At 62.0% G+C, this 25345-nt stretch carries 19 protein-coding genes; 7 read left to right on the forward strand and 12 right to left on the reverse strand.

Going from position 1 to position 25345, the window contains the following annotated elements:
- The first annotated feature begins 109 nt into the window (after positions 1–109).
- The gene (locus ACQR1W_RS13600) at positions 110–916 is read left to right on the forward strand and encodes a LuxR C-terminal-related transcriptional regulator (protein WP_434851262.1); all 807 of its coding nucleotides are present in this window, start codon (positions 110–112) and stop codon (positions 914–916) included.
- Between the two features lie 221 nt (positions 917–1137).
- Here ACQR1W_RS13600 and ACQR1W_RS13605 read toward each other — a convergent pair whose 3' ends face one another.
- The 3 genes from ACQR1W_RS13605 to ACQR1W_RS13615 all read right to left on the reverse strand — a co-directional run bounded on the left by ACQR1W_RS13605 (position 1138) and on the right by ACQR1W_RS13615 (position 3682).
- Positions 1138–2244, reverse strand: coding sequence for a LuxR C-terminal-related transcriptional regulator (locus ACQR1W_RS13605; protein ID WP_434851263.1), 1107 nt, complete (start codon positions 2242–2244; stop codon positions 1138–1140).
- A gap of 402 nt (positions 2245–2646) precedes the next feature.
- Positions 2647–2955 (reverse strand): H-NS family nucleoid-associated regulatory protein, encoded by a 309-nt coding sequence (locus tag ACQR1W_RS13610; protein WP_434851264.1) that lies wholly within the window; start codon positions 2953–2955, stop codon positions 2647–2649.
- Positions 2956–3460: 505 nt separating this feature from the next.
- Complete coding sequence (locus ACQR1W_RS13615; RefSeq protein ID WP_434851265.1) at positions 3461–3682, reverse strand: hypothetical protein; 222 nt, start codon at positions 3680–3682, stop codon at positions 3461–3463.
- Positions 3683–4783: 1101 nt separating this feature from the next.
- Here ACQR1W_RS13615 and ACQR1W_RS13620 point away from each other — a divergent pair.
- The 3 genes from ACQR1W_RS13620 (at position 4784) to ACQR1W_RS13630 (ending at position 7957) form a co-directional block, all read left to right on the forward strand.
- Complete coding sequence (locus ACQR1W_RS13620) at positions 4784–5077, forward strand: hypothetical protein (protein WP_434851266.1); 294 nt, start codon at positions 4784–4786, stop codon at positions 5075–5077.
- Between the two features lie 331 nt (positions 5078–5408).
- Complete coding sequence (locus tag ACQR1W_RS13625; RefSeq protein ID WP_434851267.1) at positions 5409–6182, forward strand: class I SAM-dependent methyltransferase; 774 nt, start codon at positions 5409–5411, stop codon at positions 6180–6182.
- Positions 6183–7057: 875 nt separating this feature from the next.
- Complete coding sequence (locus ACQR1W_RS13630; RefSeq protein ID WP_434851268.1) at positions 7058–7957, forward strand: NAD-dependent epimerase/dehydratase family protein; 900 nt, start codon at positions 7058–7060, stop codon at positions 7955–7957.
- A gap of 326 nt (positions 7958–8283) precedes the next feature.
- Here the strand turns inward: ACQR1W_RS13630 and ACQR1W_RS13635 are convergent, their stop codons facing one another.
- From ACQR1W_RS13635 to ACQR1W_RS13665, 7 genes are all read right to left on the reverse strand, one after another.
- Complete coding sequence (locus tag ACQR1W_RS13635; RefSeq protein ID WP_434851269.1) at positions 8284–9063, reverse strand: ABC transporter permease; 780 nt, start codon at positions 9061–9063, stop codon at positions 8284–8286.
- A complete protein-coding gene (locus ACQR1W_RS13640) occupies positions 9060–10172 on the reverse strand; it encodes an ABC transporter permease (RefSeq protein WP_434851830.1) in 1113 nt (370 codons plus the stop codon). Before ACQR1W_RS13640 ends, ACQR1W_RS13635 begins: the two co-directional genes overlap by 4 nt.
- Before the next feature lie 35 nt (positions 10173–10207).
- The gene (locus ACQR1W_RS13645; protein WP_434851270.1) at positions 10208–11299 is read right to left on the reverse strand and encodes an ABC transporter ATP-binding protein; all 1092 of its coding nucleotides are present in this window, start codon (positions 11297–11299) and stop codon (positions 10208–10210) included.
- Positions 11296–12336, reverse strand: a complete 1041-nt coding sequence (locus tag ACQR1W_RS13650; protein ID WP_434851271.1) for an ABC transporter substrate-binding protein — start codon at positions 12334–12336, stop codon at positions 11296–11298. The genes ACQR1W_RS13645 and ACQR1W_RS13650 overlap by 4 nt, the downstream gene beginning before the upstream one ends.
- Before the next feature lie 112 nt (positions 12337–12448).
- A complete protein-coding gene (locus tag ACQR1W_RS13655) occupies positions 12449–12637 on the reverse strand; it encodes a hypothetical protein (RefSeq protein WP_008974719.1) in 189 nt (62 codons plus the stop codon).
- A gap of 129 nt (positions 12638–12766) precedes the next feature.
- Positions 12767–15955 carry an efflux RND transporter permease subunit gene (locus ACQR1W_RS13660; RefSeq protein WP_008974720.1) on the reverse strand — a complete coding sequence of 1063 codons (3189 nt, stop codon included), beginning with the start codon at positions 15953–15955 and terminating at the stop codon, positions 12767–12769.
- A gap of 235 nt (positions 15956–16190) precedes the next feature.
- Positions 16191–17429 carry an efflux RND transporter periplasmic adaptor subunit gene (locus ACQR1W_RS13665; protein ID WP_434851272.1) on the reverse strand — a complete coding sequence of 413 codons (1239 nt, stop codon included), beginning with the start codon at positions 17427–17429 and terminating at the stop codon, positions 16191–16193.
- Positions 17430–17640: 211 nt separating this feature from the next.
- Here ACQR1W_RS13665 and ACQR1W_RS13670 point away from each other — a divergent pair, with 211 nt between their 5' ends.
- Positions 17641–18252, forward strand: a complete 612-nt coding sequence (locus tag ACQR1W_RS13670) for a TetR/AcrR family transcriptional regulator (protein WP_434851273.1) — start codon at positions 17641–17643, stop codon at positions 18250–18252.
- 185 nt (positions 18253–18437) lie between these two features.
- Here ACQR1W_RS13670 and ACQR1W_RS13675 read toward each other — a convergent pair whose 3' ends face one another.
- Complete coding sequence (locus tag ACQR1W_RS13675; protein WP_434851274.1) at positions 18438–19415, reverse strand: AraC family transcriptional regulator; 978 nt, start codon at positions 19413–19415, stop codon at positions 18438–18440.
- Between the two features lie 857 nt (positions 19416–20272).
- Here ACQR1W_RS13675 and ACQR1W_RS13680 point away from each other — a divergent pair.
- Together ACQR1W_RS13680 and ACQR1W_RS13685 are read left to right on the forward strand one after the other, a co-directional pair.
- Positions 20273–21427, forward strand: coding sequence for an OpgC family protein (locus tag ACQR1W_RS13680; protein ID WP_434851831.1), 1155 nt, complete (start codon positions 20273–20275; stop codon positions 21425–21427).
- A gap of 206 nt (positions 21428–21633) precedes the next feature.
- Positions 21634–23100, forward strand: coding sequence for a M81 family metallopeptidase (locus ACQR1W_RS13685; RefSeq protein ID WP_434851275.1), 1467 nt, complete (start codon positions 21634–21636; stop codon positions 23098–23100).
- A 514-nt stretch (positions 23101–23614) separates the two neighbouring features.
- On the opposite strand, the gene ACQR1W_RS13690 is transcribed toward ACQR1W_RS13685, so the two are convergent.
- Positions 23615–25201: an OprO/OprP family phosphate-selective porin gene (locus tag ACQR1W_RS13690; protein WP_434851276.1), complete on the reverse strand. Its 1587-nt coding sequence runs from the start codon at positions 25199–25201 to the stop codon at positions 23615–23617.
- Positions 25202–25345 lie beyond the last annotated feature (144 nt).

The following is a 25345-nucleotide window of genomic DNA, read 5'->3' on the forward strand; positions in this document are numbered from 1 at the left end:
AGGTGTTCCGAGGTGGGACCTCGCCTGCATGTCCCCCTCAAAGGAACGTTCATCGAGCCGCTGGTCGGAATTCGAAACCCGTCGACCGCTTTAGCGTTGGAGTGTCATCATGAGACGTCGATACGTTTTCGAGACCACCCTCGTTGGTAAGACCAGTTTACTCAAAGAAGGCATTGCGGAGATCTTACGATCAGCAAATTTTCGTATTCTGACCTCGGTATCCTGCGTGAATGAATTGCCCTCCAGCAAAGCCCAGCCATGCCAACAGTTGTTTCTTGTCGTCCATACGGGCGGCGATTTTGGCTCCACCATCGAACAGGTCGAACTCATTCGGCGCCAGCGGCCGGGCGGGCGAATTGCAATCGTATCTGATCGCTACCGTCTAGATGAATTGGCTTCAGCATTTCGCGCCGGCGTCAACGGCTATTTCGTCGATGTCATGACCAGCCACATATTCATCAAATCCTTGGAGCTGGTCATGATGGGTGAAACGGTTTTCCCTCCGGCATTTCTGTCGTTTGTTCTTGATCCCGAAAGCGACCATGCGCAAGAGGAAGTCGTCCGAGACGACGATCATGCACTTCTCGTCCCAGCAGAAGACGGCCTCGCGCCTCGGCTTTCGCCGCGGGAGAAATCAATTCTACACCACCTGGTCGAGGGAGAGTCCAACAAGTCCATCGCGAGAAAGATCGACATTGCTGAGGCGACCGTCAAGGTTCATGTCAAGGCGATTCTTCGAAAGATCCGCGCCCACAACCGGACGCAGGCAGCGATCTGGGGGCTGAACAATGGATGGACCAAGCAAACGACAAACCATTTAACCACCAACAATCCTTGGCCCGACCGAGCAGATCCCATTTCCGGGCGCGGCGGAGCTGAGATCAAGCAAGCTACGGACCAGTCGCACGGAGCTTGATGCTCCGGCGTGGCTCCTTGCATTTTGCGGCTCTTGAGCTGAGGCATGGTCCGGCATCGGAAGGAGACGTCACAGTCCGAGGCCTTGTCATCGCCGCCGTTGAATGATGTCCCGGAACTCGTCATGCGGCGGAATGGTGCGAGCCATCAAGCAAGAGGAAATCCGACTCGTGGCCAGCATGGCTGACGAGCACGCGATCTCGCGCGCAATGATAAAGCAGATCAATCGCTTTTGCGAACAAGACGAAGCTGGTCAGGCATTGTGATCTGGCTCACTTCGGTGAGCGCGAGCTTCGCCAATGACCCCGATCCGTTCGCATATCCTTCAGATAGGACATGCGTAACCTGCAAATCGGGTGATCGTTCAAAGGGCAGTTCTTCTGAAGGCGCCGTCAACTCGTTCTTTGTTGGGATCACCGAGTGATTGCTCATCGCCCAGATTGCAGCCTGTGTCCGGTTGCGGACCCGAATTTTGCGAAGAATCGCCTTGACGTGGACCTTCACCGTGGCTTCAGCCATCGCTATCTTGCGTGCAATGGTTTTGTTAGAATCCCCTTCGGCCAGGCCGCGCAGAATCGCCAGCTGTCGCGCCGACAGCCGGGGAGTATGGTCGCTGTCGTCTCCAAGTGGCCGTCTTTGTGCATCAACATCGATTCCAGCGCGTCTGTTCTCGCCGCCATCATCGTCGTGAGCGTGTTCATTATCTGCGATCTCGATTGTGTCGTCGCTGCGCCCCCCGACTTGCCTATCGGAGATGAGATTCAAAATCTCAGGAGGCAATAATGTCACGCCGAGCATGACCAGCTCGAGATACTTAACAAACGTCTCGCACGTCGCGACCTTGACCAGATACGCGTTAGCGCCCGCTCGAAATGCAGACACCATTTCGGTCAACCGGTGCTGATTGGCGAGAACGACGACGCGTCCGACTGGATGCCGTTGCTTGAAGCAGCTGATCTGCCTCAGTCCCGTATCAAAATCATCACACAAGTCGATGATGAGCAAGATGGATTGGTCTTGCCGAATTGTGCTCAGCACGCGATCGTCTGCGCATGACGCCGAAGCAATGATCCGAAAGCCAGCTCCTGCCACAATCCGGGTCAGACCTTCTCTCAGCAGCACATTGCCGCCGACAAGAATAGCTCCCTTTGGCGCGCTCCAAACAGACCCTCGCTCTGTTGCAGCCAACGTGGACCTGCGACGGCCTGACGACTGCGCAATCCGGGAGTCCTGCCTTGTTCTTTCGTCGAATTGTTGCGTAAGCAATGGTTTAGGTTGTTGTAAATCAGGAGAAACTGCGCGCTCCGGTGCATGACCTTCATTTTTCACAACGCACTCCTGCCCTTGCTCGGAAATTCAGGGCCTACTCGTTGTTCTTTGTCTGGCTTTCAGCCTGCTGACATCTTCGCAAGGGACACCTGCAGTCAACAATGGCGCACGTGGATGGCAACCAGGCTCATGCGAGTTATCTGACGCAGCAACATGAGTACTTCGGCAGGAGTACCTCTCGCATCCGCCCAGTTCTGGCCACCCATGTTGTCTTGTTCCCCGCATACTCTCTCGGCCGCAATGGCAAGACTCAGAAGCACAAAGGCATGCAACGGGCAGAACGAATTGCCGTGACCGATCTTGCGAGGACGTTCACGCGCGGCAAGCGGACCGAGCGGCTCGCGATCGTCGCTGGTGGAGCGACCTCTGCCGCCGCCAATCCTGCGCACTGGGGCGCTTGGATCATCCAGCCAATCGCGCTATCCGAAAGTCATCGAGCTTTTTGCCGGATCGAAGCTCCGCCCTTAACCAACGAGGTTGCTTTCCTCGACCTGCCCACGTCTCCGCAGGATTCTTCGGATTTCGATATTTTGGGAGAACCTTTGGGTAGGCGTGCCGCTCGTGTTTCTCCTCAACCGGGCACAGTTTGTGTAAGCGCTCGTCCAGCCTGACTTTCTCATCTGCAATTTTTCGATTCAGCTCAACGACCAACGCTTCGTGAAGGTTCCACAGCTGGTCCGCCGACATCGACTTCAGCTCGCGCCTTTGCATCTTCGTATCTTCCGACCAGATGGTTTGTCGTCCAGCAGTAATAGTTTGCGAAATTAGACACCTTTTCAATCGGTTCAACGGCCAAAAATGGGGTACTTCCTCCTTTGAGCCCGGCGCCGCGGGCTGGCGATCTGCGTTCGACGCAGCCTGTCGATCAGGCGCGAGCAGATCCAGCAGGCGGCCGCCGCGTCCGTCAGGCCAGTCCTAGGACCAGACCCTTCTGGTGCCAAGACCTCGCAGCTTCACGTAGGTCTATCCCTCCTGTTCCTGGTCTGTCACGCGCATAGCTTGAGTTTTCGCATGCGCATCGTTGAGATGCTCATTCGAAGAGGCTCCAAGGTATCGCAGACGGCGGAATTCATCGGGATCCCGGCGCAACTCCCAACGGCAATAGGCGCGAGATCGGAAACCGTCTTCCGTTCGAACAAATTGGTGCTTGGCTCAGAGCCGAGGGCGACACAGCCTGCATCGAAACCTGCGAGCGAGTTGTGGCGTTCGAAGCCAGTCAGCCACCTTCTATTCGACGTTTTCTCGGTTGTTCCGCTGGCTGGGGATCCATTGCGTTGCCAAGCCAGCGCATGACCTCTTCGGCGAAGACACCAACTTTGACTGGCTTGTCGTTGACGATGATGTCGTACCTCATGGCTATGCCTCTCTTTTCAGGCGCAAACTGCACTCTGACACGCCTGCCACAGTACTGGACATCAATGATCGGTTTGATAATCATCGTGAACTGCTGGTTTTCTTATGGACGCAGGGGTAAATCCACCTCACGCTCGAACTCAACCGAGCGGAGTAGCCAATGGTCGAGCGCGTGCGGGGGTGGTGCCTGTAAGATCTTGCGATGTGTGGAACACGCGGGCTCGTGCCTCATCTACGGGTTCCGTGGGTCTTGTCGGCTGTTCGCTCGGGCGTGAGCGATAGGCAGAAGCTGCACGCCGCTGCATCGCCGCGGATGTTGCCAGAGGGGCTCACGATGCAGATCATGTCACGGCGCGCAGACCCCGCGGCGAGATCGATGCTCTCGCTCCTGGATGACACCATTACCTGGACCATTTTGATCTTCGGCCTGTGCTCGCGCTTCCCCCCGTAGTGAATACACAGGTCGGGGGGTACATATTCCTCTTGAGGTCGAAAGAATAGTCTTCGTCACACCGTCTACCCCGCGAACGTCTCGGTTCTCGAGTGAACGGGAGGCAAGCAGCCGCTATCAGGGTGACAGACGATGGTATTGCAGGCGGTTGTCTTGCCCGCGGCTCCGTCGCGCCCACACTGATGGAGTCGAAAGAATGTCCGGCTCGTTCAGGTGACGCGATCGAGCATCCAAGCTCGACGGGGCGGATGGTCGCGAAAGTCAATATCGGGCGATAGTGCCTAAAATCGTGAGCTCGGAGGTGAAGAAGACCGAGCGCGAGCTCAGATATGCTGCTCAACCTGAATCCGAGGGGCCAGCGAATATGATCAGCGCCCCAGCTCAAGGTCCAAAGGCGAAACTTGAGCGGGAACTCACCCGTACCAGGAGCCCGCTCACCAGTCCCGAGAGGGCGACGTGCGACCAAGTCAACGCTCTCCCCGAGGCATTCAAGGACGGTACTGGGCAACTTGAGGTCGGCGAGATCCTGCTCTCCGGGCGAAGGAAACCGTTCCCATTTCAGAGGCGGGTGAGCTGAAACTGACGTGCCGGCGCGATCTCGTCTGAGCGAAACCCGACCCAGGGGACCGGCGGCAAGTTGAGTTGGTGCAGGTCTGGGCAGCCAATATCCCCAATCCCCGCGGCGCAGGCCCAAGCCACGGTCGCTCGGTTGGTCCGTTGGTTGAGCCGTAAATATTGGCGTCCGAGCAGCAAATTTTTCAATGTGGCTTGACTGACACTCTCTTCGCCAACGGCTATTCCAAAGCTGAGACATCGAAGGTGATTGAGGCCGATCTTGGCGAGGAGGACCGCAAGCCGGAAACCATCTTCGACTTCGTGCAGGGCATTGCGAGCGTTGCGTGCACGGCAAGGTGCATTTGGGCGCAAGCCTTGAGCTCGAAGGGAAGCCAGGCGCCTGATGGAGCGCGTCATCTGAATAACAGCCGCGCAACCGGGAATATCGGCTGCGCGGGCCGTCTGAACCTCTGATCTGCAGGGCTGCCGTTCCGGGCCGGTCGGAGCGGCGCGCGGCTGCGCGCAAACGGCCGGAGCTCGTCCAATCTCCGGCGGCTCACGGCTCAAGGCCTGCGCATGAGACATACAACAGGTTTGCAAATCAACGACACGACAACTGCGATCGTTTGAACACCGAGCTCTGCGACAGCGGAAGAGACCTGGTGCAGATCAACGACAACGGAAGGCACGCTATCCTGCCTGTGGCTGCGCGCCTCGCCTGCAAGCTGGCATCAGCGGAGTCTGATGCGTGTGTTGTTCGAATTCCCTGATGCCGACAACGTAATTTGAAGTGCCGCAGGGAATCGTGTCATTCAATCCGGTAATCTGGATGGCAGCGACGCAGGAGGAAACGATGGGCAACCCGCTATTCCGCAAGGCGGCTTTCGCCGTCGCCCTTACGATGACGGTTTGTTCTCCTCCGCTCGCATTTGGCGCGACGCCCGAAGCCGTTGTGGCTGCGCCTGACAGATCCGAAGCGGACCGTCAAAGTGACAGCACACGCGAACCGGTGAAATTGCTGCAGTTCATCGGCGCCACGCCGGGATGGCATGTGCTCGATATGGCGGCCGGCGCTGGCTACAGCACGGAGCTGATGGCGCGCGCGGTCGCGCCGGCAGGCAAGGTGTTCGCGCAATCGGGACGGCTGTCGGATAAGCTCGCCGAACGCCTGAAGACCTCAGCGATGACGAATGTCGAATTGATCGTGACGCCCGCCGACAATCTATCGAGCCCGTCGCTGAAGAACCTCGATCTGGTCACGTTCCTGTTCGGATATCATGACACCACGTTCCTGCCAGTCGATCGCGCTAAGATGAACAAGGCAATTTTGGATGCCCTCAAGCCCGGCGGGCTACTGATCATCGCCGATCATTCCGCCAAGCCGGAAGACGGCGCGAATGTCGGAAAGACGCTCCATCGTATCGCCGAAACGACTCTTCGCTCCGAAATCGAAGAGGCCGGCTTCGTCTTCGTGGCCGAAGGAGATTTTCTGCGCCATCCTGAAGACGAACGCACAACTCCGAGTTCGCAGAATCCAGCCTCGGTCGATAATTTTATTCTGAAGTTCCGGAAGCCGTAAGGTCGGGATCGCGCGGCGACGCGCGTGAACGGCTGTCCGATGTCTCAGATTGCAGCGGGTGCCAACTTCTGACCCGGCGTTTGCGGCGGGAGGGACGAAAAGAAGATCCGCGGACTTGACGGCGACCACGACCGCTTGTGGCTCATTTGCGAAGTGGTACCCCTCGCTTTGAGGTCTGCTCCAGCCGAAGCAGACCTCGCCTGGCTCAGGTCGATGTACCCACAAGAGCCCTGTAGCGCTTGCCCGTACGGAAGAAATTGAGGAGGGCAAATTGCCCGATCATCAGGCGAGTGGCGGCCAAGAACAAACGGCCCTTACGATGATCGACTTGAATTACTCGGCCAAGCCCATGAAGCCGATACATGTGTACTTTTCGAATGTCCGTCATGACGAACGCATCGTCCGACCCTCTGACGTTCAGGCCGGAGGCATCAATCCAAGCCTCTCCCTTTGAGGCGCGTTTTATGACCTACAATATCTGATCAATCTCACGCTTGAACGGAGATTTTGTTGTCCATCCTGTTGCCAATTTGCTTTTTTGTCGGAGCGTTGGCTTTTGTACGGGCTGCCCGCAAGTTGATCGGAGAGGAGAACCAGATATCCAATCCGGACCGTTCTTTTTAACGGCGCAATGACGGAAACCTCTTAAGACTGATCTTCTATTTTATCCTTTGGTGTTCGACCGGGACCCTATTGTGCGGCCTGTGGCTCCATATCACCGGGCAGTTGGCGATCAAGCTCTGAGCCGTCTGAAATTTCAAACTAAGACATCCACCGCTGACGTCTGCTTCTCGAATTGAAAGTTCCTATAGAGCCAGCGCGCCAGAAGCTGATACAAACGTCGCGTTCACGCACCAGCAAGGACAAGAAAACACATGACAGGCAAGCGCGTGGTGTTCACCGGGGGAACCGGCAAGGCCGGCAGGCATGTTCTGCCGCATCTCAAGAGCAGGGGCTATGAGCTGCTCAACGTCGATCTCAAGCCGTTCGATCACCCCGGGATCAACACCCTGATCGCCGATCTGACGGATAGCGGCCAGGCCTTCAACGCTTTGACCACGCATTTCGGCTTCGGCGGCTTCAACGCCGGCAGGCCGCCGTCGGCGCCGGACGCCATGGTGCACTTTGCGGCGATCCCGCGCGTCCTCATTGAGCCCGACAATGAGACCTTTCGCGTCAACACCGTCAGCACCTATAACGTGATCGAGGCCGCCGCGAAGCTCGGCGTCCGCAAGATCGTGATCGCCTCCAGCGAAACCACCTACGGCGTTTGCTTCGCCGAGGGCGACAAGGACTTCAAGAGCTTCCCGCTCGAGGAGGACTACGACACCGACCCGATGGACTCCTACGGATTGTCCAAGGTGGTGAACGAGAAGACCGCGCGCGCCTTCGCCATGCGCTATGGCATCGACATCTATGCGCTGCGCATCGGCAATGTCATCGAGCCGCATGAATACGACATGTTCCCCGGCTTCCTGGCCAATCCGCCGTCGCGCAAGCGCAATGCCTGGTCCTATATCGACGCCCGCGACCTCGGCGAGATCGTGCACCTCGCAATCCAGAAGGACGGGCTCGGTTATCAGGTCTTCAACGCCGTCAACGACACCGTCACCGCCACCATCCCGACGCGCGAGCTGCTGCGCCGCTATTGCCCCGATGTGCCGCTGACCCGCGACCTCGGCGAGAACGAGGCGCCGCTGTCGAACCGCAAGACACGCGAGGTGCTGGGATTCAAGGAAGCGCACAACTGGCGGAGCTACGTGAAGGCCGGGTAGGGCAGGGCGAACGCATCTGACGAGAACAGACCTTCGCGACGAGAGGCATTTGGGTGCTCGTCATGCCCGGGCTTGACCCGGGCATCCATGTCTCTCTTTCCAAGTCTTCCGGCATAGATGGCCGGGTCAAATCCGGCCATGACGGAGCGGAAAGAGCCGACAGTTGCGTTTGAACCGGAATCTCGAAATCGTTCAGAACAGACGCAAGACAATATCGAGATTCCGGGCTCAAGGCCTGCGGTCTTGCCCCGGAATGACGGTGGGTTGTGGCGCGGTAAGAAGGACGCATTGCGGCACGATCGCCTGCACCGGCCGGCGTGGCGCGCTCAGGACATGCGGTGGCGGATGGCGGTCATCGCCAGCGCCAGCACGATCGTGCCGACGATGAAGACGGCGGCCGCGGCCACGATGGCCGGACTGATGTTCTCCCGGATCGTGGCGAACATCTGCCGCGCCAAGGTTCGTTGATTAGGTCCCGCCACGAACAGGGTGAGCACGACTTCGTCGAGCGAGGTTGCAAACGCAAACAGCGCGCCCGAGACGATGCCGGGCAGCGCGATCGGCAGCGTCACCGAAAACAGCACGGTGCGCGGTGATGCGCCCAGGCTCGCCGCCGCATGTTCCAGCCTGGCGTCGACGCCCTGCAGGGCGGACGATACGTTGACGAGCACGAACGGCACCGCGACCACGGTATGCGCGATGATGACGCCGAGATAGGTGTTGACCAGCTCGTAGCGCGCGAACATCAGCTGCATGCCGACCCCGAGCACCACCGCCGGGACGACCATCGGCAGCAGGAACAGCGTCCGGACGCTCGAGAACAGCAGCGAGGACCGGCGTTCCCGCAATCCGAGCCCGGCCAAGGTGCCGAGCACGGTCGCGAGCACGGTGGTGCCGCTCCCGATGATGACGCTGTTGACGATCGACAGGCGCCAGGATTCGGTCTCGATCAGCTCGCGGAACCAGCGGGTTGAGTAGGCCGGAATCGGATAGTTGAGAAAAACGCTGTCGGTGAACGACAGCGGCAGGATCGCGATCAACGGGCCCAGCAGGAAGACGACGACCAGGCTCGCAAAGATGAACTTCGCAACGTCGAGCGTCTTCATGCCCGCTGCTCCTCGTCGGACGCGAGCCGGATATAGACCGCATAGAGCAGGATGGTCATGGCCAGCAGCACCAGGCCGAGCGCGCCCGCCATGCTCCAATTGGCCGCTGCCGTGGCGTAGTAGGCGATGACGGAGGAGATCATCTGGTCATTGGCGCCGCCGATCAGGGCCGGCGTGATGTAGTAGCCGAGCGCAGCCATGAACACGAGCAGGCCGCCGGAGACCACCCCGCGCATCGAGAGCGGCAGCAGCACGTGAAGGAAGGCCCGCAGCGGAGGCGCCCCCAGCGACGCCGCCGCCGGCATCAGGCTTTTCGGGATCGCGATCAGCACGCTGAAGATCGGCAGCACCATGAAGGGCAGCAGCACGTGCGTCATCGCGATGACGACGCCGAGCCGGTTGAACATCAGCGGAATCGGAGCGGAGATGATGCCGAGGCTCTTGAGCGTTGCGTTGATCAGGCCGTTGTCCTGCAACACGATGTACCAGGCCGCGGTGCGGACCAGGAGCGAGGTCCAGAGCGGCAGCAGCACGGCGCCGAGCAGGAGTTGCCGGCGCCAGCCCTGCACCGATGCGGCCACCATCGCAAAGGGCAGGCCGATCGCGATGCAGGCGATGGTGACGATCGCCGCGGTCACGAATGTGCGGATCAGGATCAGGCGATTGGCCGAGGCGCCCTCCGGCATCGCGGTGATCGCTCCCGCCGCGTTGCGCTCCAGGTCGACGGCTGCGAGCAGGTTCTTGTCGGTCCAGCTCGAGGCCACCGCATCCGCTATCGTCGCCCAGTAGGAGATCTCGACCCACCGCGCATCGACCGCCGCCAGATCCACCTCGCCGGAGGCACCGAGCGCGCGGCGGGTCTTGCCGAGCAGGCTGCGGAAACCTGACTGGGCGCTGTTGAGCCGCCGCACCAGATCGCCGAATTGCTCGTCATTGGTCAGCGCCCGTAGATCAGCCACCAAGGCCGCCTGCTGTGCTGTGGTCGGAAGTGCGGCGCGGTCCCAGCGGGCCAGCGCCCGCGCCGTGCGCGGCAGCGCGTTGGTCGCCACCGGATCCGACACCGCCGAGGTCATCATGGTCGCCAGCGGTGCGACGAAAAAGACCAGCATGAAGGCCAGCAGCGGCGCCAGCAGCAGCTGCGATTTCAGGCGTTGGAGGACGTCTGGCCGCCGCATGATCCCACCACCCACACGTCCGACGGCGCAAAGGAGATCGCGACCTCGTCTCCGATCTCGGCAAGCTGCCGCGCACGCTCGCTCTTGATGATCAGGCGCTGCGCGCCAACGGTCGCAATCAGCCGGATATGGTCGCCGAAATAGACGGCATCGACGATGCGCGCCGTCAGGCCGTTGGCGCCGATCGCCGGGTCGTTGATCCTGATGGCCTCGGGCCGGATCGAGATCTGGACCCGGCCGTCCTCAACGGCAGCGGAGCCGGCCTGCGCGGACAGTGTCAGGCCGGACTCGGAGGTCAGGCGGAGCGTGTCACCCGATCGCGCCTCGATCATGCAGGGCAGCAGGTTGGTCTCGCCGATGAATTCCGCCACGAACGGCGTCCGCGGCAGATCGTAGATCTCCGCCGGCGTGCCGATCTGCTCGATCCTGCCGTGATTGAAGACGGCGATCCGGTCCGACATCGTCAACGCCTCGTCCTGGTCGTGGGTGACGAACACGATGGTCAGGCCGAGCCGGCGATGCAGGTCGCGGATGTCGAGCTGCATCTGCTCCCGCAGCTTCTTGTCGAGCGCGCCGAGCGGCTCGTCCATCAAGATGACCTGCGGCTCGAACACCAGCGCCCGCGCCAGCGCCACGCGCTGCTGCTGGCCGCCAGAGAGCTGCGCGGGCTTCCGATCCGCCATCGCGCCGAGCTTGACCATATCCAACACGCGGGCGACGCGCTCCGCGATCTCAGCCTTCAGCGTACCACGCATCTTGAGCGGAAAGGCGATGTTGTCGGCCACGCTCATGTGCGGGAACAGCGCGTAGCTCTGGAACACGACGCCCATGTTGCGCTTGTAGGGCGGCAGCTCGTCGATGCGGCGGCCGTCGACATGGATGGTGCCGCTGGTCGGCTGCTCGAAGCCCGCGAGCATCATCAAAAGCGTGGTCTTCCCGGAGCCGGACGGCCCGAGCAGGCTGACGAATTCGCCGCGTGCGATGTCCAGATCGAGTTGATCGACAACCGTCAGGGCGTGAAAGCGTTTGGTGACCTGTCTGAACGAGATGAACGGTGTCAACGCGCGAGCCAGGCATTGAAACGCTTGGAGAGCTCTTCCGAATTGTCGGTCCAGAAGCCGACATCCAGCGGGATCGCCCGCTTGAGATTGTCAGGCGTGGTCGGCAGCTCGGCTGCGTATTTCTCTGGCACGAGCTTGGCCGCAGCGATGTTGGGCAGGCCGTAGGCGATGTATTCGGGAAGCTTGGCCTGGTTCTCGGTCTGGCTGGCGAAGGCGATGAAATTCATCGCGGCATCCTTGTTGGGCGAGTTCTTCAGGATGACCCAGCTGTCGACCGCGTAGATGCTGTCCGGAAACACGAAGCCGAAATGCTTGCCCTCGGAGCGGTTGATGGCGCTGATGCGGCCATTATAGGCCGACGTCATCACGACCTGACCGGATGACAAGAGCTGCAGCGGCTGCGCGCCGGCCTCCCACCAGACGATGTCACCCTTGAGCGCGTCGAGCTTCTTGAAGGCGCGCTCCACGCCCTCGGGCGTCTTCAGGACCTTGTAGACGTCCGCCGCCGGCACGCCGTCGGCCATCAGCGCGAATTCGAGCGTGTATTTGGCGCCCTTGCGAAGGGATCGCTTGCCCGGATATTTCGCCGTGTCCCAGAAGTCAGCCCACGATTTCGGGCCATCCTTGAGCTTGTCGCCGTCATAGGCAATGCCGGTCGACCAGACGATCGCCCCGACGCCGCAGTCGTTGACCCCGGCGGGAATGAAGGCGTGCCTGCCGCCCATCTTCTGCCAGTCGATCTTCTCATAGATGCCGTCGCTGCAGCCGAGCTCGAGCTCCTCGGCCTCGACCTGAACCGCATCCCAGTTCGGGGTGCCGGCCTTGACCTTCGCCTGCAACACGCCGTAGCCGCCGTCCCAGCTCTCGTCGAGCACGGTGGCGCCGATCTTGGCGGCAAATGGCTGGAAGTAGATCTTGCGCTGGGCCTCCTGGTAATTGCCACCCCAGGAGACGACGGTGAGATCGCGGGCATGGGCCGGGAGCGAAACGCTCATCAAGGCGGCCGCGCTCGCCAGTGCCGCCAGCAAAACCTTCATCGATGCCCCCTTGACCGAACCGTGAACGATCAAATCTTCGCGCGCGAGCATCGGAAGTCAAGGCTAACGTGGGTCCGGCGGGCATTCCGCCGGGGTCACAACTCGGAGGCCGTTATCGCGCGCGGGCGGGCGCCGTCGGCTGGGCCATCTCGGGCAGGTCCGCGGCGAGATCGGCGGCCGGCAAAGTGGGATCGAGCGGCCGTGGCAACCGTGGCGTCGTCGCATCATGTCGGCCGACGCGCTCGAAAAGCTGCGTGTCCTTCATGAGACGGGCAGCGACCAGGTGATTCAAAAGTTCCATGGTAAACTCCTCAACTGCAATGACCCGGTGGCCGGGCGCGGGTCCGGCCACCGGGTCGGCACGGCGCAACGGAGGTGGCGTCCTCCATTTCGCCGCGCGGTTCTATGAATGAACTCACATTCGCCGCGTTTATTCCGCCGCCTGCGCGATGTGACCGATGGTGCCGTGATCCCCGTGCTGGGTGAGCGGCTTCATGCCGGTGACCGTCCGCAGCAGCACATAGAACACGGGCGTCAGGAACAGGCCGAACACGGTGACGCCGATCATGCCTGAGAACACCGCGACGCCCATGGCGCGGCGCATCTCCGAGCCTGCGCCGGTCGAGAGCACCAGCGGCAGCACGCCCATGATGAACGCCATCGACGTCATCAGGATCGGCCGCAGCCGCAACCGGCTGGCCTCGATCGCGGCGCGGATCGGCGAGCGTCCCGCGAATTCGAGCTCGCGCGCGAACTCCACGATCAGGATCGCGTTCTTCGCGGAGAGGCCGACGAGAACGATGAGGCCGATCTGGGTGAAGATGTTGTTGTCGCCCTTCGAGATGTAGACGCCGAACATCGCGGCGAGCAGCGCCATCGGCACGATCAGGAGAATCGCGAGCGGCAGAGCGAGGCTCTCATAGAGCGCGGCGAGCACCAGGAACACCAGCAGGATCGCGAGCGGAAACACCCAGAGGCCGGAATTGCCGGCGATGAACTCCTGATAGGTCAGGTCGGTCCATTCGAACGCAAAGCCGGGGGGCAGGGTTTCCGCGGCGACACGCTCGGCCGCCGCCTGCGCCTGGCCGGACGAATAGCCTGGCGCCGCCGCGGCATTGATGTCCGACGACAGGAAGCCGTTGTAGCGGATCGCGCGCTCAGGCCCGGCGCTCTGGCGAACGTGGAGCAGCGCGGAGAGCGGCACCATGTCGCCGGAGGCGGCGCGCACCTTCAGCTGCCGGATGTCGTCGGCCCGGGCCCGGAACGGCGCATCGGCTTGCACATAGACCGAATAGGTGCGGCCGAACTTGTTGAAGTCGTTCACGTAGTAGGAGCCGAGGTAGATCTGCAGGGTGTTGAAGACCTCCGTGACGGGCACCCCGAGCTGCAGCGCCTTGGTGCGGTCGATATCGGCGAACAGCTGGGGCACGTTGACCTGGAAGCTCGAGAACACGCCCGCTATTTCAGGCGCCTTCTGCAAGCCCGCGAGGAACGCCTTGGTGGCCTCGTTCAGCGCGTCATAGCCAAGGCCGGCGCGGTCCTCGATCTGCAGCTTGAAGCCGCCGATCGTGCCGAGGCCATTGACCGGCGGCGGCGGGAACATGGCGATGAAGGCATCCTGGATTCCGGCATATTTCTTGTTGAGCGCCATCGCCAGCGCGGGCCCCGACAGCGACGGGTCCTTGCGCTCGTCGAACGGTTTCAACGTCGAGAACACGATGCCGGCGTTGGAGGAGTTGGTGAAGCCGGAAATCGACAGGCCCGGAAACTGCACCGAACTCTCGACACCGGGCTGCGTCAACGCGATGTCGCCCATCTTGCGGATCACCTCTTCGGTGCGATCCAGCGTGGCGCCATCCGGCAGGCGGGCGAAGCCGACCAGATATTGCTTGTCCTGGCCCGGGACGAAGCCGCTCGGGACCTGCTTGAACAGCACCGCGGTCGCGCCGATCAGGAGCACGTAGAGCCCCAGTATGGCAGCTTTGCCGAAGATCACCTTGCTGACGGTGCCGCTGTAATTGTCCGAGGCCTTCACGAACACGCGGTTGAAGCCGCGGAAGAACCAGCCCAGCGCCTTGTCGAGAAAACGCGTCAGCCGGTCCTTCGGATCATGATGGCCCTTCAGCAGCAGCGCCGACAGCGCCGGCGACAAGGTCAGCGAGTTGACGGCCGAGATCACGGTCGAAATCGCGATTGTCAGCGCGAACTGCTTGTAGAACTGCCCGGTCAGCCCCGAGATGAAGGCGAGCGGCACGAACACGGCAATCAGGACCAGCGCAATCGCAATGATCGGTCCCGACACCTCGCGCATCGCCTGGTAGGTGGCGTCGCGCGGCGTCAGCCCCGACTCGATATTGCGCTCGACATTCTCGACCACGACGATGGCGTCGTCGACGACGATGCCGATCGCGAGCACCAGGCCGAACAGGCTGAGCGCATTGATGGAGAAGCCGAACAGATGCATCACCGCAAAGGTGCCGATGATCGAGACCGGCACCGCGAGCAGCGGGATGATCGAGGCGCGCCAGGTCTGCAGGAACAGGATCACGACCAGCACGACGAGCACGATGGCCTCGAGCAGGGTGTGCACCACGGCTTCGATCGAGGAGCGCACGAACTGGGTGGGGTCGTAGACGATCTGGTAGTCGACCCCCTCCGGCATGTTCTTCTTGATCTCTGCCATGGTCGCGCGGACGTTGTCGGAGATCTGCAGGGCGTTCGAGCCCGGCGCCTGGAAGATCGGTATTGCGACCGCCTGCTTGTTGTCGAGCAGCGAGCGCAAGCCATATTCGGAGGCGCCGAGTTCGATACGGGCGACGTCGCGCAACCGCGTGACCTCGCCGCGCCCGCCGGTCTTGACGACGATGTCGCCGAACTGCTCCTCGGTCGACAGCCGTCCCTCGGCGTTGACCGAGAGCTGCAAGTCGAGGCCCTTGACGCTCGGCGAGCCGCCGACCACGCCGGCCGCGGCCTCGACATTCTGCGCCTGGATCGCCTTGACAATGTCGCTCGCGGTCAGCCCATGCTCGGCCGCCTGCTGCGGATCGACCCAGACCCGCATCGAATAGTCGCCGGCGCCATAGAGCTGCACGTCGCCGACGCCGTCGATCCGCGCCAGGCGGTCCTTGACGTTGAGGACCGCGTAGTTGCGTAGATAGGTCATGTCATAGCGGCCGTTCGGCGAGTTCAGGTGCACCACCATGGTGAGATCGGGCGAGCTCTTCTTGGTGATGATGCCGAGCTGACGAACCACGTTGGGCAGGCGCGGCTCGGCCTGCTGCACCCGGTTCTGCACCAGCTGCTGGGCCTTGTCGGGATCGGTGCCGAGGCGGAACGTCACCGTCAGCGTCATCGCGCCGTCGGTGGTCGCCTGGCTGCTCATATAGAGCATGTTCTCGACGCCGTTGATCTGCTCCTCGATCGGGGTCGCCACGGTCTCGGCGATCACCTTCGGGTTGGCGCCGGGATAGGTGGCGCGCACCACGACCGAGGGTGGCACCACGTCCGGATATTCCGAGATCGGCATCGCAAACAGCGCGATCAGGCCGGCGAGGAAGATCAGGATCGACAGCACGCCAGCAAAGATCGGCCGGTCGATGAAGAATTTGGAGAGGTTCATGGGTGGACCTGTGGTCGGGAGATGTCAGCGCGTGACGTGAAATCCGGGTGAGCGAGTGTGCTCGACGCATCCGCATACAAGCTGTCGTCCCGGCGAACGCCGGGACCCAGACCGCGGACGGCCAATTGGTAGAGAAAGGCTTCGGGTCATCGTCCGTTGTTGACAAAGGGCGCCGGTGGCTATGGGTCCCCGCTTTCGCGGGGACGACAGTTGGGGCTGACGCAGGCGATCGTGATCAACGCTGCGCCAGTTGTTTGGAGGCGGGCGATGCGGCGCCCCCGTCGCGCTCGCCCATTGCGGCGACCTGCGTCTTCAACAAGGCGCCGGGACGCACGCGCTGCAGGCCGTTGACGACGACGCGGTCGCCGGGCTTGAGGCCGGTCTGCACGATGCGAAGCCCCTCGACGGTGCCGCCGATCGTGATGGGACGGTAGAGCGCGCGCTCGTCGTCGCCGACCACCATCACGAATTTCTTGTCCTGGTCGGTGCCGATGGCGCGCTCGTCGAGCAGCACAAGCGTCTGCTGCTGCGGCTGGCCCATGCGGACGCGGGCAAATTGGCCCGGAATCAGCCGGCCCTCGTCGTTCTTGAACACGGCGCGCACGCGGATCGTGCCGCTCTGCCCGTTGACCTGATTGTCGATGAGCTGGATATGGCCCTTGGCGGAGAAGCCGCCGGAGGTCGTCATCTCGACCGGGATGCGGTCGAGATTGCCACGCTTGCCGGAGGCATCAGCGACCGCATTCAGCGCGCGCAGCACCACCTCTTCGTCGGCATCGAAGCTCGCATAGATCGGGTTGACCGAGACCAGCGTGGTCAGCACCGGCGAAGCCGACCCCGCGGCGACGAGATTGCCGACGGTGACCTCGATCTTGCCGACCCGACCGTCCACCGGCGCGCGCACCTCAGTGTAGTCGAGATTGAGCTTGGCGGTCTGCAAGGTCGCTTCCGCGGCTTTGACGTTAGCAATGGCCTCGCGATTGCCATTGTCGCGCTGGTCGTAGTCGCGCCGGGTCACGACCGCGTTGCCGACCAGTTGCGCGCCGCGCTCCAGCTCGTTGGCGGCAAAGGCCGCACGCGCCTTGGCGGCTTCGAGCTGGGCCTGGGCCTTGTCCACTTCGGCGGCGTAAGGCGCGGGGTCGATCTTGAACAGCACGTCGCCGGCTTTCACCAGTGCGCCCTCGGTGAAATTGGTCGAAAGAATAGCGCCGGCCACCCGCGGCCGGACCTCGACCCGCTCGACAGCCTCGAGCCGCCCGGAGAATTCATCCCAGAGCGTGGCCTGGCGTGGCTCGACCACCGAGACGGTCACAGGCACGGCCTGCTCTGGAGCCGCGGCCTTGGCCGCATTCGGGGCGGTATTGAAATAACGATTGCCGGCCACCGAAGCGCCGGCAAGGAGGACAGCGGCGACCGCGACGGTGCCGAGCAGCCGCTTGAGACGGCCGAAAGGGGGATTCTTGTGCGAGGGCATTCGCGCGCTCCATATTGTAGTGCTCACTACAGATGTAGCGCTGGCAAGCCTTTCGCAAGACACTTATGTATCGGATACTACGAAAATGGTAGCCCCCTGTGGGGAAACTGCGCCAGATCAAAGAAAGCCCTCGAAAGAACAATAAGATAGCCGAACGCCGGCAAGCGCCGGAACGTTGCAGAAGCGGGCAGCAGGGGCAGGAGAGAGGCCAATGGGCATGGGACGACCCCGAACATTCGATTGCGACGCCGCGCTGGACCAGGCGATGGAGGTGTTCTGGCGTCATGGTTACGAGGGCGCCACCATCGCCCAGCTGACCGACGCGATGGGCATCAATCCGCCGAGCCTCTACGCCGCGTTCGGCAGCAAGGAAGGTCTCCTCAAGGCCGCGCTCGACCGCTACACCGAACGTCGCGCCGCCTGGATGGAGGAGGTGCTGAGCGCACCTACCGCCCGCGACGTTGCCGAGCGGATGCTGATGGGCGTGGCGGAGAAGCAGACCGATCCCGCCAATCCGCCCGGCTGCCTGCTGGTCCAGGGTGGAATCGCCTGCGGCACCGGTTCGGCCAGCGTGCCGTTCGAACTCGCCGCCCGGCGCGCCCAGACCGAGGAGCAGCTGCGCGACCGCTTCGCGCGGGCCAAGGAGGATGGCGACCTGAAGCCGTCCGCCGACCCGGCAGCGCTCGCGCGCTACGTTTCCGCGGTCAGCGTTGGCATGGGCGTGATGGCCTCCTCAGGCGCCGACCGCGACGCTTTGGCCCAGGTCGCGGCCGTCGCGGTGAAGGCGGTCGAGGAGCAGTCGTCAGGCAGACCAGAGACATGACGTGGCGTTCTCGCGACGCCTGTCGCGTCCGCGGGCCCTTCCTAGCGGCCAGCCTGAGGTGATCAGGTCGCAAATGCACGCGCAGCGACACATGATCCTCATTTGAGTCTTCTCGAATTGGACCCAAAGCAGAGATTCACTTGCAGCCTCGCGCCCACGCGCGCCGATCCGCGACATCATGCCGCTTAGCAGGGATCCCTGCGTGCAAACCGAAGGTTGCGCGGCGAATCGCCAAAACGAGCTCGGAACAGGCGATTGAAATGCGAAACATCGGAAAAGCCGACCTGCAGCGCGATATCGGAGATTCGCTGCGCGCCGCCATTCGATTCGGTCAGAAGCTTCAGCGCTTGTTGGAGACGCAACTCGTTCACGTATCCGGTGAACGATGATCCCGATGACGCGATCAGGCGCTGCAGATAGCGCGGCGAGATGCCTTGGCAGCGAGCGACCGTCTGGACGCTGAGTCCTGGCTCCTGAAAGTGTGCTGCGATGTAATCGAGGACGGCAGTATGGCGCGCGGCGACGACTGCGCTCGTACTGCTTTCGCCAAAGGGGACGCATGCGCTGATTGCGATTGCCACGAGATCATGGATATGCGCCACGACCGCATCACGCAGGTTGGGAGCGGCCAAGACATTTTCGTTAAATGTCGACTTCAGATAAGCCATGAGAAGTCGGAGCGCTTCAGTTCGGTGCGAAACAGGCCGCATCGTGAGCCTTTCGACATTCGTCACGCGCTCTGCAAGCTCTTCGCGCGGTACGGCCAGGCCGAACAACAATCCATCGACATAGGTGACGGTGGCGATTTCGGAATGCAGAATTGCGATCGCATCGCCGGTGCGAAGGTCAATTTCGCGGCCACGCTGCGACAGCTGACATTTGCCGAGAGAGCAGACGACAATTCCAATCGAGTCATCACCATCAGCGAGGTTCGCGCGCAAACGCCTGAAGCGCATCGAGGAGCCTCTCAATGCGAGCTTGCGCAAACCCCGGATTGCTTGCAACGTTGCGTCGGCCTGAAATGGAGCCTTCGATAGCGGCTCGATCTCGGCGTGAACTAAGCCCCGCCCAAAGTAGTCGCGCCACAACGGGAGTCGCATCCGCTCCGGAAGCTCGCGCGTGGAGAAATGATGCGAGACAAATTCGGCTGCGTCCTTACACACGGGGGACCTCCAGCCTTTGAACCAGACGTCGGGATGAAATGCCGCGACAATCTACGGTCGCTATTCGAAGTTTGCAGTCCGCGCACCAGCCTTCTCTAGAGCCGTACGCATGAGTCCAAGACGCTACACCATTGGTCTGATAGTCTCATTCACCTGTGATCGATGCGTATGTGAACTGGCTTACGTCGCGGACATTAAATCAGCACTATAATGATTTGAGAAAAAATCTCCTTTAAGAAGAGAAGATCATGATGGCTCTATTTCTAATTGCTGCTGTCGACTCCAATTCAGACGACTCTATCAACATGCAAGCGCAAATCACAGCTTTACGACATCCTTCGCGATTGATCGAACTCAACGATCCGCGTGCAGATGACAACGCACGGCTGGCTGTCCTCTGATACCAATTTCGTGTCGTGGACCGGCAGCCACATCGCTCGGTTTGTCGGACACAACTTTTTTTGGCGCTGCTGGTTTGGAGCTGCCGGTTGAAATGAAATCTGTTGCGGGTGACGTCGACGGTCATGATCAAGCGGGGTTTGATGATGTCCATCATAATCGAGATGTTTTACCGTGAATATTGCCGTGCTCGCCTCGCCGAAATGCGGAAGCAGCTTTTCATCCCGATGGTCGGCGGAGTTCAGCAAGGGCCTCCGGCGGACCTCGACGCGTGCGACCCAGATGATCAGGGTAGCAACCGGGTAGGGAAAGAAAATCCAACCATCAGGTAGCCCGAGGGCTCGTAACCGCATCGATCGGTCGGGCATTCGCTCGGTGCGCGGAGCTCCTGAAGTATCCGGGTATCTCGTCGACGTAGATCCGATGACGGCATGCGCGCTCGCCAGGCAGATCAACAAATGCACGATAGAACTCAAACCGCGACGCGATTGATCGATCAAACTCCGCCGGAGTTGGGGGGATCTGGCCGCGACCTCCGCATCGATGTCTGTCGCGGCCTCGCCCTGTGGTGGATCTTTCTTGACCATGTTCCCAATAACATCGCAAGCTGGCTGACACCGCGCAGCTACGGCTTCTGTGATGCCGCCGAGATCTTCATGTTCATCTCGGGCGTGACCTGCGCGTTGGCTTATGGCAGGGCACAGCAGCGCGAGGGCTGGAGCGGCATGATCGGCCGTTCGCTGCGGCGGGGATGGGACATCTATGCGGCGTTTCTGCTGCTCACGGTCGCTTGCACCATCCTCGTCCACCTCGCGGGCATCGACCATCTTGCCGACGAGAGCAACACGCGGGTTCTGTTCGAAAGTCCGGGCGCCGCGCTCGAGCAAGCCGCCATCTTGCAATACCGCCCGGTCAACACCGACGTGCTGCCCGTTTTTGTGGTCTATCATGTGTTGTTCGCTCCGCTGTTGTGGTTGCTGCTGCGAGCACCCAACGTGACGCTCGGCCTTTCATTGTTGCTGTATGCGCTCGTGCAGATCTTCGGCTGGAGCGTTCCAGCCTGGCCCAACAGCGTCTGGTACTTCAATCCGCTGGCTTGGCAGCTTCTGGTCGTTCTTGGCGCCTGGTGCGTCATCGAGGGAGAGAAGATCCGGCCGTGGGTGGCGTGGCGCCCGGTGCTTGTTCTTGCGGTTCTCTACCTGGCTCTAGCCCTGATCCTTGCGCTGAGTTGGGATATCAAGCCGCCGGTGCCCCGGTCATTGGCGAGTGGCTTCTCGCCCTTGGACAAATCCAATCTCGGTCCGTTGCGGTTGCTGCATTTCCTGGCCCTTGCAATTGTGGCATGTCGGCTCATTCCTCGGGATTGGCGAGGGCTATCGACAGCGGTGATGCGCTGCGCGAGGCGCTGTGGCGAGAATTCGCTGCCGATATACTGTCTCGGCGTTCTGCTGGCGCTTGCCGGTCACCTGACGTTGGTTGAGATTTCCGACCGGCTCGCAATGCAGATCGGTCTCAGCCTTACTGGAATCCTGGTCATGATCGTCGTCGCGACCCTGCTGAACGCGATCGGCAACAAGCGCGGGCGTCAGCCCCAGTGGACGCAGTCGAGGTAAGGCGCACGAAGCCCGGACCTCTCGGGCGCGAGTGGAGAACGATAAGGACGCCGAGCATACCGTGTGGTCCGCCCATGCGCTGCGCGGCGGTCGCTCTTCGCGTGAGTCTCTTGCGCTTCTTGATCCGGTTGGTTTCTCTGTAGTGGCGTCGTCGGCCGGGACGATGCGCGCCTGCCTTCCCTCGCGACCGATCGGGTTCAGCCTCCATGCGTGTCTTCTCCGCCGCTCTTGCCACCGAGACCAACACTTTCGCGCCGATGCCCACTGGGCTCGCCACCTTTCATGAGCGGGCCTACTTTCCCGCCGGCACCCATCCCGACAAGATGCAGATGCATGGTGGGCCGTTATGGGCGGCGCGGCAGGTCGGGCCGTCCAAGGGCTGGACCCTGATCGAGGGGCTGGTTGCGGCCGCCGTGCCCAATGGCATCGTCACCCGTGCCACTTTCGAGACCTTGCGCGACCAGATCCTTGCCGATCTCAAGGCGGCGCTGCCGGTGGATGTGGTGCTGCTCGGTCTGCACGGTGCGATGATCGCCGATGGCTACGATGACTGCGAGGGCGAGTTGATCACGCGCGTCCGCGAGATCGTCGGGCCCGATGTCGTGATCGGCGGCACGCTCGATCCGCACTGTCATATGAGCGACGCGATGGTCGCAGGCGCGGATCTCCTGATCTGCTGGAAGGAATATCCGCACACCGACATTTTTGAGCGCGCGCAGGAGCTGGTCGCGTTCTGCACCGCGCTGGCCGAGAAGCGCCTGAAGCTCCGCCATGCGCTGGTCGACACCGATATGATCATCACGCTGCATACGACGCGTGAGCCGGTGCGCAGCTTCGTCGATCGCGTCAGCGCGCTGGAGGGCAGGGACGGCATCGTCTCGGCTTCGATCGTGCACGGCTTCGGCTGGGGCGATACGCCTGACATGGGTACCAAGGTCCTGGTCTATAGCGATGCGGCCGCGGACCCGGATGGTATCAGCGCCAAAGCGTTGGCGCGACGGCTCGCGGACGAGCTGATCGCGATGCGCGACGCCGTGACCGAGCGCATGCCCGGCATCGACGCGGCGCTGGATCGGGCGCTGGGCACCGAGGGGACGATCGTGCTGGCCGACGCCAGCGACAATCCCGGCGGCGGCGCGCCCGGCGATTCCACCTTCCTCCTGCGGCGGATCATCGCGCGAAAAATCAGCAATGTGTGCCTGGGGCCGATCTGGGATCCGATCGCGGTGCGCATCGCCTTCGATGCCGGCGTCGGCGCGAAGCTGCCGCTGCGGATCGGCGGCAAGATCGGGCCGCTCTCCGGTGATCCCGTCGATGCCACTTGGGAGATCAAGGCGGTGAACTCGGACATGGTGATGACGGGGCTCGCCGGCACGCCGGCCAAGCTCGGCGACTGCGCGCTGATCGCCTGCGACGGTGTCGAAGTCGTGATCACGACCTTTCGCTGCCAGGCGTTCGGCACCGATCTCTTCACCCAGCTCGGCTGCGACCCGCGCACCCGCAAGCTCGTCGTGGTCAAGTCAGCACAGCATTTCCGCGCGGCCTATGCGCCGATCGCAACCGCTGTGATCACGGTTGATGCGCCCGGCGTGGTGGCGCGCGACGTGACCACCTTGCCGTACAAAAAGATCAAGCGGCCGAAATGGCCACTCGATGAATTGCCGAAGGCGTGAGGCGCGGCGTCGATGTGCCAGAATGCGACGCCAGCGCCGGCGCTCTTAACTTTCGGAACGTGGTCGGAACGAAGCATGTCCGAATCGCTGGCGGGGCCAAGTACGTCACTTGTTCACGACTAGATGTCGGGTGCCGACAAGCGAGGCACGCCATATTCAGCTCGAGCAGATCAGCGCGGCCGTCTAGCTTCGAACTCGAAAGGTTAAGCTCGGCGCAGGCGCTGGGCTGTGCTCGAGCTGTCGAAGATGTCGGCGGTCGCGTACGTCTGATGCTTCAAAACGAGACGTCATGCGCGCTGCTCTTAAGTTCTGGAACAGGCTTCGAACGAAGCATGTCCGAATCGCTCGCGCTGTCAGGTGCGTGATCTGTTCACCGCCAGATGTGGCGACCTGTTCGGGCGGCATACAACATGCAGCTGAAGGGGGCGACGTGCGAGGTGATATCGGCTCCGAAAAGTTAAAGCCCGGCGCGAGCGCCGGGCTTTTGCTACTCAACTCGTCAGAATGTGATCGATCAGAACGCAACCTGCGTGCGCATCGCAAAGGCATCGAACGTCGAACCAGCATTGACGGTGCTGGTCGAGCTCGCCTGCTTGGAGATGTCGCCATGCAGATAGTTGAACATGAAGCGGATGTTGCTGCTGACGTACCAGTTCAGGCCCGCGGTGTAGATGTTCTGGCGTCCACCGGCGATGCCGGCAGCGGTTGCGAGCTGGTCGTTCAGGTCGATCGTGCTGAAGCGCCCGGCAATCTCCCAGGCCCCCCAATTGCCCGCCTGCCAGGAGAACGGGTGTAAAGGCGCGACGCCGCCGTAGGAGGCGCTCGCGGCGTTGTACTTGTGGCTTTCGCCGGTCAGGACATAGCTCGCCTCGACATAGCCGCCCTGGAATTTCAGGCTCGAGGCGCCGAACGGCGGCAGGCCGGTGTTGGCGGTGCGGTCGACGTTGAACCAATAATATTCGCCCTGGGCGAAGAACGACCCGTAGGTCCCGGCGGCTTCGACGCCGTAGACCTGGGCGCTGGAGACATTGGCGATCGCGCCGGTCGAAACCAGCGTGGTCGGATCGATCCGCAGCTCCGGACGGTCGCTCAGGGTCAGCGTCTGCGCCTGGGTGACGAGGTTGCGCGGCGGCTGGATCAGCCATTCCGCATCGGCGCCGAGGTGGAATGAATAGTCCGGGCCACTGACGACCTGGCCGGCGACGCGCGCCACCGCGCCATATTGCTCGCTGCTGGCTGCAGGCGTGACGCTGGAGGCCGAATGAATCTGGCCGGTCGTCGGTCCCGTGACGTAGGCGCCGGCCCAGAACGTGTCGTTCCACCAGCGCGAGCCGAAGGCCGAGCGGAAGTCGCCGGCCGCGATGTTGGTGGCGACGATGCCGGCCGAGGCGCGCTCCATGAACAGGATGTCGTTAGAGCTCGTGGCCTCATCAAGCGTCCATGGCAGGTCCATGATGCCGCCCTCGATCGCCATCTTGCCGCCGAACGGCCTGAAGCCTGTGTAGCTCAGATAGGCGTTCTCGACACCCGAGGTGCCGCCGCCTGGAAGCGAGCCGGGTGCCGTGCCGCCGAAGCCGTCGGACGAGCCGCCGAAATCATAGATCAACGCATAATTCCAATCGCCCAAGAACTTACCTAACACACCGATGCGCGCACGGCGCACGTTTTCGCCGCTGTCGAGTTTCTGCGGCGATGTCGCCGCGCTGTTGGGCCGGTAGTCATAGCCACCGACGTCGAAATGCAGCCGGCTGGTCAGCGAGATGCAGTTTTCGCCATCGATGGTGCAGATGGTCGGACGGTTGTTCGGCATGGTCACGACCACGCCGGACGCCGCCACCGGCCCCTTGGTCGGGATCGCCGCATTGGCATTGGCGACCGCGGCCTTGATGTCGGCCTTTGCCGTTTCCGCTTTCGCGCTCGCCGTCGCGGCCGCCTGTGTATTGGCCGTGGTCTGCTTCTGCAGCCTGTCGAGCTTCTGCTCCAGCATCTTGAGCTGCTGCTTCAACAGCGCGATTTCGGCCTCGCTGCTCTCGGCCGCGTGCGCCGACGATGCCGCCAGCAGCCCCGCCACGGCCACGATCGTTGCCGTCCGTATGGTCATGATAATCCCCTTTGTTGCTACAGCCACCCTGCAACCGGCTCAAATTGTAGGAAACTCGGGTGAAGGTCCTGCGACAGCCTATTCGCGATTGGGCGATTCCTGCTCTGTGAAAGCAACATGGGGGACGTCTGCTTGGATGATATC

Origin of the sequence: Bradyrhizobium sp. HKCCYLS1011 (genome assembly GCF_051167795.1) — a bacterium.
Classification (GTDB): domain Bacteria; phylum Pseudomonadota; class Alphaproteobacteria; order Rhizobiales; family Xanthobacteraceae; genus Bradyrhizobium.

What these genes read in the sequence shown, in the direction of transcription:
- ACQR1W_RS13650 (WP_434851271.1), bottom strand. Translation starts at nt 12,336, where the DNA reads ATGAAGGTTTTGCTGGCGGCACTGGCGAGCGCGGCCGCCTTGATGAGC.
- ACQR1W_RS13635 (WP_434851269.1), bottom strand. Translation starts at nt 9,063, where the DNA reads ATGAAGACGCTCGACGTTGCGAAGTTCATCTTTGCGAGCCTGGTCGTC.
- ACQR1W_RS13685 (WP_434851275.1), top strand. Translation starts at nt 21,634, where the DNA reads ATGCGTGTCTTCTCCGCCGCTCTTGCCACCGAGACCAACACTTTCGCG.
- ACQR1W_RS13680 (WP_434851831.1), top strand. Translation starts at nt 20,273, where the DNA reads ATGCACGATAGAACTCAAACCGCGACGCGATTGATCGATCAAACTCCG.
- ACQR1W_RS13655 (WP_008974719.1), bottom strand. Translation starts at nt 12,637, where the DNA reads ATGGAACTTTTGAATCACCTGGTCGCTGCCCGTCTCATGAAGGACACG.
- ACQR1W_RS13670 (WP_434851273.1), top strand. Translation starts at nt 17,641, where the DNA reads ATGGGCATGGGACGACCCCGAACATTCGATTGCGACGCCGCGCTGGAC.
- ACQR1W_RS13660 (WP_008974720.1), bottom strand. Translation starts at nt 15,955, where the DNA reads ATGAACCTCTCCAAATTCTTCATCGACCGGCCGATCTTTGCTGGCGTG.
- ACQR1W_RS13630 (WP_434851268.1), top strand. Translation starts at nt 7,058, where the DNA reads ATGACAGGCAAGCGCGTGGTGTTCACCGGGGGAACCGGCAAGGCCGGC.
- ACQR1W_RS13615 (WP_434851265.1), bottom strand. Translation starts at nt 3,682, where the DNA reads ATGATTATCAAACCGATCATTGATGTCCAGTACTGTGGCAGGCGTGTC.
- ACQR1W_RS13600 (WP_434851262.1), top strand. Translation starts at nt 110, where the DNA reads ATGAGACGTCGATACGTTTTCGAGACCACCCTCGTTGGTAAGACCAGT.
- ACQR1W_RS13640 (WP_434851830.1), bottom strand. Translation starts at nt 10,172, where the DNA reads ATGCTGGTCTTTTTCGTCGCACCGCTGGCGACCATGATGACCTCGGCG.
- ACQR1W_RS13610 (WP_434851264.1), bottom strand. Translation starts at nt 2,955, where the DNA reads ATGCAAAGGCGCGAGCTGAAGTCGATGTCGGCGGACCAGCTGTGGAAC.
- ACQR1W_RS13690 (WP_434851276.1), bottom strand. Translation starts at nt 25,201, where the DNA reads ATGACCATACGGACGGCAACGATCGTGGCCGTGGCGGGGCTGCTGGCG.
- ACQR1W_RS13665 (WP_434851272.1), bottom strand. Translation starts at nt 17,429, where the DNA reads ATGCCCTCGCACAAGAATCCCCCTTTCGGCCGTCTCAAGCGGCTGCTC.